Annotated in this window: 10 protein-coding genes and 3 pseudogenes; 4 read left to right on the top strand and 9 right to left on the bottom strand. The window is 68.3% G+C overall.

Annotated elements, in window-relative coordinates; genetic code table 11:
- A pseudogene (locus ASJ79_RS33790) lies at positions 1 to 125 on the bottom strand (amidohydrolase family protein); the annotation flags it as partial.
- Between ASJ79_RS33790 and ASJ79_RS09275 the strand changes: the two are divergent.
- Positions 124 to 909: pseudogene (locus ASJ79_RS09275) on the top strand (metallophosphoesterase); the annotation flags it as partial. The pseudogenes ASJ79_RS33790 and ASJ79_RS09275 overlap by 2 nt on opposite strands.
- A 71-nt stretch (positions 910 to 980) precedes the next feature.
- A complete protein-coding gene (locus ASJ79_RS32085) occupies positions 981 to 1,145 on the top strand; it encodes a hypothetical protein (RefSeq protein WP_156448354.1) in 165 nt (54 codons plus the stop codon).
- 49 nt (positions 1,146 to 1,194) lie between these two features.
- On the opposite strand, the gene ASJ79_RS09270 is transcribed toward ASJ79_RS32085, so the two are convergent.
- Both ASJ79_RS09270 and ASJ79_RS09265 read right to left on the bottom strand, forming a co-directional pair.
- Positions 1,195 to 2,820, bottom strand: a complete 1,626-nt coding sequence (locus tag ASJ79_RS09270) for an AMP-binding protein (RefSeq protein WP_067954418.1) — start codon at positions 2,818 to 2,820, stop codon at positions 1,195 to 1,197.
- On the bottom strand, positions 2,820 to 4,511 hold the full coding sequence (locus ASJ79_RS09265) for an AMP-binding protein (RefSeq protein WP_067954417.1): 1,692 nt from the start codon (positions 4,509 to 4,511) through the stop codon (positions 2,820 to 2,822). The genes ASJ79_RS09270 and ASJ79_RS09265 overlap by 1 nt, the downstream gene beginning before the upstream one ends.
- A 59-nt stretch (positions 4,512 to 4,570) precedes the next feature.
- Here ASJ79_RS09265 and ASJ79_RS09260 point away from each other — a divergent pair, with 59 nt between their 5' ends.
- Positions 4,571 to 5,416: a LuxR C-terminal-related transcriptional regulator gene (locus ASJ79_RS09260; protein WP_067954415.1), complete on the top strand. Its 846-nt coding sequence runs from the start codon at positions 4,571 to 4,573 to the stop codon at positions 5,414 to 5,416.
- 90 nt (positions 5,417 to 5,506) lie between these two features.
- Here the strand turns inward: ASJ79_RS09260 and ASJ79_RS09255 are convergent, their stop codons facing one another.
- The 6 genes from ASJ79_RS09255 to ASJ79_RS09235 all read right to left on the bottom strand — a co-directional run bounded on the left by ASJ79_RS09255 (position 5,507) and on the right by ASJ79_RS09235 (position 10,854).
- A complete protein-coding gene (locus ASJ79_RS09255) occupies positions 5,507 to 6,508 on the bottom strand; it encodes an SMP-30/gluconolactonase/LRE family protein (protein ID WP_067954413.1) in 1,002 nt (333 codons plus the stop codon).
- A gap of 190 nt (positions 6,509 to 6,698) precedes the next feature.
- Positions 6,699 to 7,994: a hypothetical protein gene (locus ASJ79_RS09250; protein WP_156448353.1), complete on the bottom strand. Its 1,296-nt coding sequence runs from the start codon at positions 7,992 to 7,994 to the stop codon at positions 6,699 to 6,701.
- A 265-nt stretch (positions 7,995 to 8,259) separates the two neighbouring features.
- Positions 8,260 to 8,526 carry a MarR family winged helix-turn-helix transcriptional regulator gene (locus ASJ79_RS34980; protein WP_369803635.1) on the bottom strand — a complete coding sequence of 89 codons (267 nt, stop codon included), beginning with the start codon at positions 8,524 to 8,526 and terminating at the stop codon, positions 8,260 to 8,262.
- 11 nt (positions 8,527 to 8,537) lie between these two features.
- Complete coding sequence (locus tag ASJ79_RS34975) at positions 8,538 to 8,810, bottom strand: hypothetical protein (RefSeq protein ID WP_369803634.1); 273 nt, start codon at positions 8,808 to 8,810, stop codon at positions 8,538 to 8,540.
- Positions 8,811 to 8,935: 125 nt separating this feature from the next.
- A complete protein-coding gene (locus ASJ79_RS09240) occupies positions 8,936 to 10,336 on the bottom strand; it encodes an aspartate aminotransferase family protein (RefSeq protein WP_067954408.1) in 1,401 nt (466 codons plus the stop codon).
- A complete protein-coding gene (locus tag ASJ79_RS09235) occupies positions 10,333 to 10,854 on the bottom strand; it encodes an Lrp/AsnC family transcriptional regulator (RefSeq protein WP_067954406.1) in 522 nt (173 codons plus the stop codon). The genes ASJ79_RS09240 and ASJ79_RS09235 overlap by 4 nt, the downstream gene beginning before the upstream one ends.
- Before the next feature lie 123 nt (positions 10,855 to 10,977).
- On the opposite strand from ASJ79_RS09235, the pseudogene ASJ79_RS09230 reads away from it, so the two are divergent.
- Positions 10,978 to 11,235, top strand: a pseudogene (locus ASJ79_RS09230) (aldehyde dehydrogenase family protein); the annotation flags it as partial.
- Between the last annotated feature and the right edge of the window lie 113 nt (positions 11,236 to 11,348).

Genomic DNA, 11,348 nt, shown 5'->3' with positions numbered 1-11,348 from the left:
AGTTCGTCGTCGGCGTCGATCAGCTCGGCACTGGTGATGGTCGCTGCGCGCAGCGCCTGAATCGGCGTCATCCCCCGTGCCACCAGCGCGCACAGCTCCCTGGCGTTCTGGCCGTGCGGAATGGCCGTCGGACTGACCGCTACCGGCGCGGTCACCGCGCTCGGGCCGCCGCAGCTGCTGCGGGTTCCGGTCCGCCTTCCCCGGCTCGACCGGGCCTTCGACGGATACCGCATCGCGGTCGTGTCGGACATCCACCTCGGCCCGCTGCTGGGCCGGGCGCACACCGAACGGATCGTGCGCATCATCAACGAGGCCGAGCCCGACCTGATCGCGGTGGTCGGTGACGTCGTCGATGGCACCGTCGCGGAGCTGGGGCCTGCCGCGGCGCCGCTGCAGGACCTGCAGTCCCGCGACGGCGCGTTCTTCGTCACCGGCAACCACGAGTACTTCGTCGACGACACCGCGGATTGGATCCGCGAGCTGGAACGGCTCGGGCTGCAGCCGCTGCGCAACGAGAACACCCGGATCCGGCGCGGGGTGGCCGCGTTCGACCTGGCCGGCGTCAACGACGTCGCCGGCGCGCAACGCTCCGACCCTCCCGACTTCGACCGCGCCCTCGACGGCGTGAACCCGGACGGCCCGACCGTCCTGCTGGCCCACCAACCGGTCCAGGTCACCGAGGCGGCCGAGCGCGGGGTCGCCCTGCAGCTGTCCGGGCACACCCACGGCGGCCAGATGTGGCCGTTCCACTACGCCGTCGCGCTCGCGCAGCCGTCCCTGGCCGGGCTGTCACAGGTGGGGGACACGCAGCTCTACGTGTCCCGCGGCGCCGGGTTCTGGGGGCCGCCGGTCCGGGTGGGCGCGCCACCGGACATCAGCGTGCTGGACCTGGGCTCGGCCGAGGTTTAGGCCCCCGGGCCCGGGGTAGATCCCAGCCAGGTCACGGTGGTGACCGGTACTCCGCGGGAGGAACGTTGCCGATGAGGGATATCGCGGCGGTGGTGCCGCTCGACGGGCACCCGGCGTTCTCCGCGGCGGAACGCCGCGCGCAGGAGTTCGAGGAAGCGATGCGCAGGCATCCCGCGTTCCAGTCCCGGATGCCGGTCCGAATGCCTGCGCCTGCCCCGCCGCTGCGGCGGGTGTAGACGCGCGGGAGGGGCGCCTCTGGTGGTGGGGGCGCCCCTTTTCCGCGGGTCAGGACGTCGGCGAGGTGAACAGGCGGGCGCTGACCTCCCGCATCTCGACCTTGCGGACCTTACCCGTGACCGTCATCGGGAACTCGTCGACGACGTGCACATAGCGGGGGATCTTGTAGTGCGCGAGCTTGCCGTCGGCGAACGCGCGCACCGCGTCCGCGTCCAGCGCGGGCCGGCCCGGCCGCATCCGGATCCACGCGCAGACCTCTTCGCCGTAACGGTCGTCGGGCACCCCGACCACCTGCGCGTCCTCGATGTCGGGATGGGTGTACAGGAACTCCTCGATCTCCCGGGGGTAGATGTTCTCGCCGCCGCGGATCACCACGTCCTTGATGCGCCCGACGATGTTGCAGTACCCGTCCGGCCGCATCACCGCCAGGTCACCGCTGTGCATCCAGCCGTCGGCGTCCACCACCTCGGCCGTCTTCTCGTCGTCACGCCAGTAGCCGAGCATCACCGAGTAGCCGCGCGTGCAGAACTCCCCGGGGCTGCCGCGCTCGACGACGTCACCGGTCTCCGGGTCCACGATCTTGATCTCGAGGTGGGGGTGCACCCGTCCGATCGAGGACGTCCGGCGTTCCAGGTCGTCGTCGATGAGTGTCTGGCACGACACCGGGGACGTCTCGGTCATGCCGTAGGCGATCGAGATCTCGGACATGTGCATCTCCTCGACGCAGCGCTTCATCACCTCGACGGGGCACACCGCACCGGCCATGATGCCGGTCCGCAGCGACGACAGATCCCGCCCGGCGAAGTCGGCGTGGTTCTGCATCGCGATGAACATCGTCGGCACGCCGTAAACCGCGGTGCACCTTTCCTTTTCGATCGCGTGTAGGGTCTGAGCGGGGTCGAAGGACGGCCCGGGGATCACCATCGTCGCGCCGTGCGTGGTGCAGCCGAGGTTGCCCATCACCATGCCGAAGCAGTGGTAGAAGGGCACCGGGATGCACAGCCGGTCACCGGGTGCCAGCCGGATCTGCTCGGTGACGAAGAAGCCGTTGTTGAGGATGTTGCGGTGCGACAGCGTCGCGCCCTTCGGGAACCCGGTGGTTCCGGAGGTGTACTGGATGTTGATGGGGTCCCGGTTGGACAGCGCGGCGCCGCGGTCGCGGAACTGCGCGTCGTCGACTATGCCGGCGCGGGCGCGCAGGCCGTCCCAGTTCTCGGTGCCGATGTACAGAACCCGTTGCAGCGCAGCGACGTCCGGGCGCACCTCGTCGACCATCGCGACGTAGTCCGAGGACTTGAACGCGGTGGCCGAGATCAGTGTGCTGACCCCGGACTGGTCGAGCACGTATCGCAGCTCGTGGGTCCGGTAGGCCGGGTTGATGTTGACCAGGATCGCGCCGATCTTCGCCGTCGCGTACTGCACGATCGTCCATTCCGGACAGTTCGGGGCCCAGATCCCCACGCGGTCCCCGGCCTGAATGCCCAGCGACATCAATCCCTTTGCCACCGTGTCGATCTCGCGATCGAGCTCGGCATAGGTCCAGCGTCGGCCGCCGGTCACGTCGACGAGCGCCTCGTGGTCGGGGTAGGCCGCGGCGGTCCGCTCGAAGTTCGCGCCGATGGTCTCCTCGAGGATCGGGATGTCGGTGTGCCCGGCGTCATAGGAGCGGTTCATCAGTTCACCAGGTCCTCGTAGCGGTACTCGGTGTCGATGGTCTGGCCGGCGTGGTGCGCGTCCTCCTCGCGGCGGCGCAGTTCCACCCGGCGGATCTTGCCCGAGATCGTCTTGGGCAGCTCGAAGAACTCCACCCGCCGCACTTTCAGGTACGGCGCGAGGTGATCGCGCGAGTACTCCAGGATCGCCTTGGCGGTGTCGGCGTCGGCGTCCCATCCCTCGGCCAGGCTCACGTAGGCCTTCGGCACGGCCAGCCGGGTGTCGTCGGGCTGGGGCACCACGGCGGCCTCGACGACCGCGGGATGCTCGATGAGCACGCTCTCCAGCTCGAACGGCGACACCTTGTAGTCCGAGGACTTGAAGACGTCGTCGGTGCGGCCGATGTAGGTGATGTAGCCGTCGGCGTCCCGGCCGGCGACGTCTCCGGTGTGGTAGTAGCCGTCGCGCATCACCAGTGCGTTGCGGTCGTCGTCGCCCAGATAGCCGGTCATCAGGTTCAGCGGTGTGCGGCTCAGATCCAGGCAGATCTCGCCTTCGTCGGCGACCTGTCCGGTCAGCGGGTCCACCAGCACGACGGGCACGCCGGGCATCGGGCGGCCCATCGAGCCGGCCTTGACCGGCTGACCAGGGGTGTTGCCGATCTGCAGCGTGGTCTCGGTCTGGCCGAAGCCGTCGCGGATCGTCAGACCCCACGCACGCTCGACGGCGCCGATCACCTCGGGGTTGAGCGGCTCGCCGGCACCGAGCACCTCGCGCAGGTGCTCGGGGCGCTCGCCGAGGTCGGCCTGGATGAGCATCCGCCACACCGTCGGCGGCGCGCAGAACGTGTTGACCCCGGCCCGGCGCATCTGGGCGAGCAGCGCCGGCGCCTCGAAACGGCGGTAGTTGTAGACGAAGGTCGTCGCCTCGGCGATCCACGGCGCGAAGAAGCAGCTCCACGCGTGTTTGGCCCAGCCCGGTGAGCTGATGGCCAGGTGGACGTCCCCGGGCCGCACCCCGATCCACGCCATCGTGGTCAGGTGCCCGACCGGATAGCTGATCTGGGAGTGCTCGACGAGCTTGGGCTTGCTGGTGGTGCCGGAGGTGAAGTAGACCAGCAGCGGGTCGGCGGCGGCGGTCTGCGGGTGGTGCGGTCCGCCGGGTTCGACCGCGGCGGCGTCGGCGTAGGAGTGCCAGCCCGGCACGGCGTCGCCGACCGCGACCCGCACGAAGTCGCCGGGGACCTCGCCGAACTTGGCGGCGTCGGCGGCATTGGCGATCACGAAGCCGGCCCCGCCCCGGACGATCCGGTCGGTCAGGTCCGCGGGCCCGAGTGCCCCGGTGGTGGGCATGATCACCGCGCCCAGCTTGGCGACGGCGAGCATGGCCTCCCACAGCTCCACCTGGTTGCCGAGCATGAGGATGACACGGTCGCCCTTGCCCACGCCGAGGCCGCGCAGCCACGTCGCGACCTGGTCGGACCGGCGGGCCATCTCGTCGAAGGTGACCTGCAGTTCGGCACCGTCCTCCTCGACGATCCACAGCGCCGGCCGGTCGTTGCCCCGCGCGATCGCGTCGAACCAGTCGGTGGCCCAGTTGAACGATCCGGTGATCCGCGGCCACTCGAAGGTCTCCACGGCCTTGTCGTAATCGGCCATGACGTCGACGAGGTGGTCGCGGGCGCTGCGCAGGAGTTCGGTGTTGGTCGCCATGCCTAATAGGATCTAGGTCACAGTCGTCCGTCCACTACCCCCGAAAGTGGGTACCGCCGATGCCGGCACCGTCGCCGCTGCTGCGGCCGCGCGACTCCGACGCGCTGCGCGCGGAGTTGCGCAGGACCGCGCTGGTCGGCGGCGTTCCGGTGATGTTCGGCGGCGAGGTGCACGGCGACACCCTGCTGATCTCCGAGTACCACGGTGTCCGCACCGGCGGGTTGCGCGGGCTGGCGGTGCGGTCGAACTCGGGTCTGGGCGGAGCCAGCATGGTCGCCGGCCGCCCGTTGTCGGTGGCCGACTACCGCAACGCGTCGAGCATCACCCACGACTACGACGGCCCGGTGCTGACGGAGGGAATCCAGTCGGTGCTGGCGGTGCCGGTGCTGGTCGACGGCCGGGCCAGGGCGATGCTGTACGGCGCCTACCGCACCAGCGCGCCGATCGGAGGCCGCGTCGCCGACCTGGTGGTGGAGGCTGCGCGGCGGCTCAGCGACGAATTCCGGATCCGGGACGAGGTGGACCGCCGGCTGCGCCTGCGTGACGCGCAGGCGGCCAGCAGCGGGGCCGGTGTGGTCGGGGCCGAGCAGGTCCGCGAGGTACACGCCGAGCTGCGGCGGCTGGCCGTCGAGGCGCCGCCGGAGCTGCAGGAGAGACTGCGCATGCTGGCCGAGAAGCTGTCCGGCCCGGTGGACGAGTCCGCGGCGGCCGCGCCGCTCACGTCGCGTGAGCTCGACGTGCTGGCCCAGGTCGCCCTCGGGTGCACCAATGCCGAGGCGGCGCACCGCCTTTCGCTCCAGCCGGAGACTGTGAAGAGTTACCTGCGCAGCGCGGCGACCAAGCTCGGCACCCGCACCCGCTACGAATCGGTGTCCCGGGCACGCCGGCTGCATCTCATCCCCTGAGTGCCTCCCGCCGAAATTGCATTCCAGCAGGTCTCCACTCGGGTTTTCCCTGCTGGAATGCAATTTCGGCGGGAGATCGGGCGGGGGTCGTCACCGCGGCAGGGTGATTAAGCCGAGGTGGGGTGAGCCGATACTGCCCATCCAGAGCCGGTCACCGGCCTCGACCACACCGGTCACCATGCTGAACTGCGGGTGGGTGGTGCGCATGCCGGCGACGGCCTCGCCGCTGTCCGGGTCGAACGCCACCACCCACACCACGGCCTTCGGCTTCGGCTGCAGACGGGAAGGCAACCGCCACAGGGCTTTCCGAAGCCCAGGCGGCCCCGCCGCGAGGCGGTCGGCGAGTGCATTGGCGGGCGTGACCATGGCACACCAGATCCGGCCGTCCGCGCCGGTGGACAGGTTGTCGGGCATCGCGGGCAGATTGACCGCCAACGGCGTCACGGTGCCCGTCTTCGGGCCGGTCAGCCAGTACTTCGAGAGCCGGCGGCCCTGCGTCTCGGCGAACACCAGGGCCGAGCCGTCGGCCGTCGGCGTCACCCCGTTGGCGAAGTACAGTCCGTCGACGACCGTGGTCACCGTCCCGTCGGGATCGAGGCGGTGCAGCGCGCCGCGCCCGCGGGCCTCCAGGATCGCGCCGAGGTAGTCACCCACGGTGAACTCGGTCGTCGACTCGGTGAAATACACGGTGCCGTCGCCGGTTTCGGTGACATTCGAGCAGAAGATCAACGGTCGCCCGGCGATCGTGTCCACCAGCGTCTCGATCCGCCCGGTGGCGGTGTCGACGGCCAGCAGGCCGTGCGGACTGTCGCACACCAGCAGGCGTCCGTCGCGCGCGAACGCCAGCCCGAGCGGGCGGCCGCCGGTGTTCGCGACGAAGACGGGTGAACTCCCGTCGGGGCCCAGCCGCACGATGCCCCCGTCCAAGGCGCCGGTCCACAGGTTGCCGTCCGCATCGACGACGACGTCCTCGGGCTCACCGCCGGGCACCGGCACCAGCGTGAGCTCGGCAGCGGGGAAGTCGGGCAGTGCCGTCACTGGTGGGGCCTGCCACCGCACCGGATCGATCCCAGGTTTGGCGCGGTCCTTCATGATCGAAACGTTAGTGCTTGTCAACGGTGTGGGGGAGGGAAGGCGGCACCGCACTCGCAAAGTGTGATTGTCCAAGATCACAACCCGTAGGGGAACCGCCTCCCTCGCGTGGAACCATAATCCTCTGAGGATCCGTTGGCCACATTGGAGGGATCGGGCGGATCGTCGGCCCCGGGCGGCTGCCGGGTGGTCAGGCCTCCCCGCTGGTGCCGCCGGCCGCAGTCGAACCGCCGTCGCCGGACTCTCCGTCACCTTCCCCGGTTTCCTCAGAGTCGTCACCGGTTTCATCCAAGCCGGAGTCGCCGTCGCCGGGATCCTCATCCTCAGGTTCCAGGGTGCCGTCCTCGACAGGCATCGGTTCTTCGTCTTCGTCGGTGGGCGTGGGCGTTTCCTCCTCGTCGGCGTCCGGGACGACCTCGGTCACAGGGACCTCGTCGACGGGCTCGACCGGGGGAGCGGCGGTGGGGTCAGTCGTCGCTTCTGCCGATTCCTCGGTCGATGAATCGGCAAGGATGATCTCGCCGGCTGACGAGTTCTCAAGCAGGACAGTGATCGTCGGCGCATCCGTGAGCCCCGTGGCTGCCGGGTCAGTCTTGTCGGGCGAGTCGGTCGAGTCGGACGCAGTTGCGGCCAGCGATTGCTGACCGGGTATCGGAATCGGCGTCATCGCATCGGCGACGGCTCTGGCCAGATTCAACAACGCGGCGATGGGCCCGTTCGCGAACGGGTTGGTCCCGACGGTGAGCAAGCCGGGCGTGAACTGGCCGGATTCTGCGGTGTAGCCGTTCAAGATTGCATCCAGCTGAACGATCGGCGCACTGAGGACTGCCCCGATGGCGTCCCCGATGTTGCCGGCCTCCAAAGATGCGAAGACGGTTTGTGCGATCTCGGCGCCGGACGTGATGAACGCGTTGAACGGATTCATGACGGAGAAAAGCGTCAGGACCATGTTGTTCGTGAATGCCTGCGCCGCTGCGGCCAGATTCTGTATGACGTGGTTGCCGATCTGGAACGGCACCGTGATGGGGATGAAGAACGGAGCGAAGAGGGTGACGACTCCTGCCGTGATCTGTTGGCCGGCGCTGATGAAGTCACCCTCGCGAATGTCTTCGAAGAAAGCTTCGACGTAGCCTCCGACCTGTTCGAGTCCTGAAGGTAGGAACGCCAGAACCTCACCGATCGCATTGCCCGCATAGTGCAGATTGGCAAACTGATTCTCGACGATCTGCCGAATGATCGGGAAGGGATTGGCGAGGAAGTTGTCGGCCGTCGCTTCCAGCCCGCTGCCGGTGTTCGCGACGAGATCTGCCAGTGCCTCGAACAGGTTCGTTGCCGTGGTGAGCGCGAAGGGTGTCGCCACCGCCGGAACCGGAGGAGCTGCCGCGCCGGGCGGAGAGGGCGGGATGGTGATCGGTGCGAGGGCGATGGCACTGGCTCCCACCAGTGCTACGCCGGCGGTCAGATGCGAACGAGCGGCAAGGCGCATGTGGGCCCCCTGAGAAGAACGACTGTGATCTTGGACACGCCGAAAGTAGCGCGACGCCTGCGGTCGAACAACAAGATCAAGCTAATTTTGACGCGTTCGACGATCGGTACCCGAGCGCGCTCCCGGGCGGCAGGCTGTGAAAATGCTGGTCACTCGCTGCGAGTGTGGCGCGCTCGCGACCGCACCCATCGGCTGAGATATTTCAACGGGTAACTATCGCGTCGAGCGGTATCCGCCACCGGATTGCGTCGCTGTCGGCCTGCGATCAGCAAGGAGGCAGCTTGTCGCGAGGTCCGTGCCGGTTGAATCCGTCGCCGATCCGCCGGCAGCTGTCGCCGAGTGCGGCCATCTGCTGACGCGACAAGGGATTCAGGAAGTGTGTGCGCACGATGCGGGCGTAGGTGCGCAGTGCCGGAGCCAACCGAGCGCGACCGCCGTGGGTGATGGTGGCGAGGACGACGCGGCGATCGTGGGCGCTCGTGCGTTTGGTAAGCAGCCCCCGAGATTCCAGCCTCGCGGCTTGCTGCGTCACCCGGCTCGGGATCAATCCAGCGCGTCGGCAAGATCGCCCATCCGGGCTTCACCGTAGGGAGATCTGGCCAATGCCTTGAGGAGCAGGACATCGAAGAGAGTGAGGTTGTGTTCGCTCAACAGCCGGCTCTGCAGGATGTCGAAGATGCGCGACGCGGAGTCGTCGAAGTGCTGCCAGCACTCTTGCTCGACCTCGTCGAGTCCAGGTAGAGGACAGCCGGGTGCCGGCGGTGACATGTCGCCGCCGCGACTCAGGGAAGACTGGCTTGAATCGCAGTACGTCACGCGCGAACTCCTTGACCGGCGTCGGCGTGGACATATTGGCGCAAATGTCACGCCGCGTCAATCATTTGCCGTGCGAGCGTATGAGGGTGGCTTCGCGCAGCACTCTGTGACGCGGTGATGCCGGGTTACATGCGCGAGGACGCCTCGGTCAGCACCCCGCGCAGCACGTCGTAGATCGCGTCGAACTCGGCCTGCCCGCTGATCAGCGGCGGCGCCAGCTGCACCACCGGGTCGCCACGGTCGTCGGCGCGGCAGTACAGGCCGGCCTCCCACAGCGCGGGGGTCAGGAAGCCACGCAGCAGCCGCTCGCTCTCCTCGTCGTCGAACGTCTCCTTGGTGGCCTTGTCCTTGACCAGCTCGATTCCGTAGAAGTAGCCCTCGCCGCGGACGTCGCCGACGATGGGCACATCGAGCAGCTGCTCCAGCGTGGCGCGGAATGCGGGGGCATTCTCCTTGACCCGGTCGTTGAGACCCTCACGCTCGAAGATGTCGAGGTTGGCCAGCGCCACCGCCGAGGACACCGGGTGGCCGCCGAAGGTGTAGCCGTGCCCGAACACGGTCTGCCCGTCGTTGAACGGCTCGAAGAGCCGGTCGCTGGCGATCATCGCGCCGATCGGGGAGTAGCCCGACGTCAGCCCCTTGGCGCAGGTGATGATGTCGGGCACGTAGCCGAAGTCTCCGAGATCACTGGAGCACGCGAACATCGATCCGATGCGGCCGTAGGCGCAGATCACCTCGTCGGACACGAGCAGCACGTCGTACTCGTCGCAGATCTCCCGTACCCGCTCGAAGTATCCGGGCGGGGGCGGGAAGCAGCCGCCCGCGTTCTGCACCGGCTCCAGGAACACCGCCGCGACGGTGTCCGGCCCCTCGAATTCGATGGCCTCGGCGATCCGGTCGGCGCAGTAGCGGCCGAAGGCCTTGATGTCCTTGTCGAACGGTTCCGGCGCCCGGTAGAAGTTCGTGTTCGGTGCGCGGAACCCACCGGGCACCAGCGGCTCGAACGGCGCCTTGAACGCCGGGATACCGGTGATCGACAGGGCGCCCTGCGGGGTGCCGTGATAGGCGATCGACCGCGACACCACCTTGTGCTTGCCCGGCTTGCCGGTCAGCTTGAAGAACTGCTTGGCCAGCTTCCAGGCGCTCTCGACCGCCTCGCCGCCGCCGGTGGTGAAGAAGACCCGGTTCAGATCCCCCGGCGCGTAACCGGCGATGCGTTCGGCCAGTTCGATGGCGGTCGGGGTGGCGTAGGACCACAGCGGGAAAAAGGCCAGCTGTTCGGCCTGCTTGGCGGCGGCCTCGGCGAGCTCCTTGCGGCCGTGACCGACCTGGACCACGAACAGGCCGGACAGGCCATCGATGTACTTGCGGCCCTTGTCATCCCAGATGTGCACCCCCTCGCCGCGGGTGATGATCGGCGGGGTGATGCCCGCGCCGTGGCGGGCGAAGTGGCCCCAAAGGTGGCGGTTGGCCTTGGCGGCCAGATCCGTGGTGGCGGTCTGTTCGGTTTCGGAGATGATGCTCATCGTGTACCCCAATTGTATTGCTGCTTAACAAGTTTCAAGTAAACAAGGGTTTCGGTGGATATCACTCCCGGTAGCGCGCGGATCTGGGTGTTGAGGAGTTCGAGCAGGTGGTCGTCGTCCTCGCAGACCACCTCGGCGATGGCGTCGAACGAGCCGGCGGTGAGCACGACGTAGTCGACGGAATCGAGCTCGGCGAGTTTCTGGGCGATCTTGGTGGTGTCGCCGGTGCACTTGATGCCGATCATCGCCTGGCGGGCGAACCCGAGTTGCATGGGATCGGTGACGGCCACGATCTGCATCACCCCGGCGTCGACCATGCGCTGGACCCGCTGACGCACCGCGGCCTCTGACAGGCCGACGGCCTTGCCGATGCCGGCGTAGGAGCGGCGGCCGTCCTGCTGCAGCTTCTCGATGATCGCCTTGGACAGCTCGTCGAGCTGGAACGCGGCACCCGGGCGGGACTGATTCACGCGGAACGAGACAGGGCCGACGGCATGCGGTATCCCCGGGTTAGCCATGCCAGAGATTGTGCACGGAATCCGTCGTCACGGGCAACTATCACCATGAAATCACTCGTTCGGGGCGGTTGACGATGCGGTAATGCGTAGCAGTGCTGTGGCGACCGCGATAGCGTTGGTGCCATGACCGCAGTTTCGTCCCCACCCGTACTGGCAGGCAGCTGGATCGACGGTGCCCCCGTCAGCACTCGGGGACCGGCTCATCACGTGATCGACCCGGCGACGGGCACGCCGGTGGCCGAGTACGCGCTGGCCCAGCCGGCCGACGTCGACGCCGCCGTCGCCTCGGCGCGGGCCGCGCTGCGTGGCTGGTCCACCGCGACCCCGGCCGAGCGGTCGGCGGTGCTGGCCAAGCTCGCCACGCTGGCCGACAAGGCCTCTCGCGCCGAAGCCCTGGAACTGATCCTGCGGAAGTGAGCCCCGCCAGCGTCCCCGCCGCCGCACCGACGAACGTACAGGTGATGGGGGTCGTCAACGTCACCGAGGACTCGTTC

The sequence above is a fragment of the Mycobacterium sp. NAZ190054 genome (assembly GCF_001545925.1).
Classification (GTDB): domain Bacteria; phylum Actinomycetota; class Actinomycetes; order Mycobacteriales; family Mycobacteriaceae; genus Mycobacterium.
This window is presented reverse-complemented; position numbering and strand designations above follow the sequence as displayed.

Coding starts and splice junctions, on each gene's coding strand:
- ASJ79_RS32085 (WP_156448354.1), top strand. CDS start 981: ATGAGGGATATCGCGGCGGTGGTGCCGCTCGACGGGCACCCGGCGTTC.
- ASJ79_RS09270 (WP_067954418.1), bottom strand. CDS start 2,820: ATGAACCGCTCCTATGACGCCGGGCACACCGACATCCCGATCCTCGAG.
- ASJ79_RS09255 (WP_067954413.1), bottom strand. CDS start 6,508: ATGAAGGACCGCGCCAAACCTGGGATCGATCCGGTGCGGTGGCAGGCC.
- ASJ79_RS09265 (WP_067954417.1), bottom strand. CDS start 4,511: ATGGCGACCAACACCGAACTCCTGCGCAGCGCCCGCGACCACCTCGTC.
- ASJ79_RS09235 (WP_067954406.1), bottom strand. CDS start 10,854: ATGGCTAACCCGGGGATACCGCATGCCGTCGGCCCTGTCTCGTTCCGC.
- ASJ79_RS09250 (WP_156448353.1), bottom strand. CDS start 7,994: ATGCGCCTTGCCGCTCGTTCGCATCTGACCGCCGGCGTAGCACTGGTG.
- ASJ79_RS09260 (WP_067954415.1), top strand. CDS start 4,571: ATGCCGGCACCGTCGCCGCTGCTGCGGCCGCGCGACTCCGACGCGCTG.
- ASJ79_RS09240 (WP_067954408.1), bottom strand. CDS start 10,336: ATGAGCATCATCTCCGAAACCGAACAGACCGCCACCACGGATCTGGCC.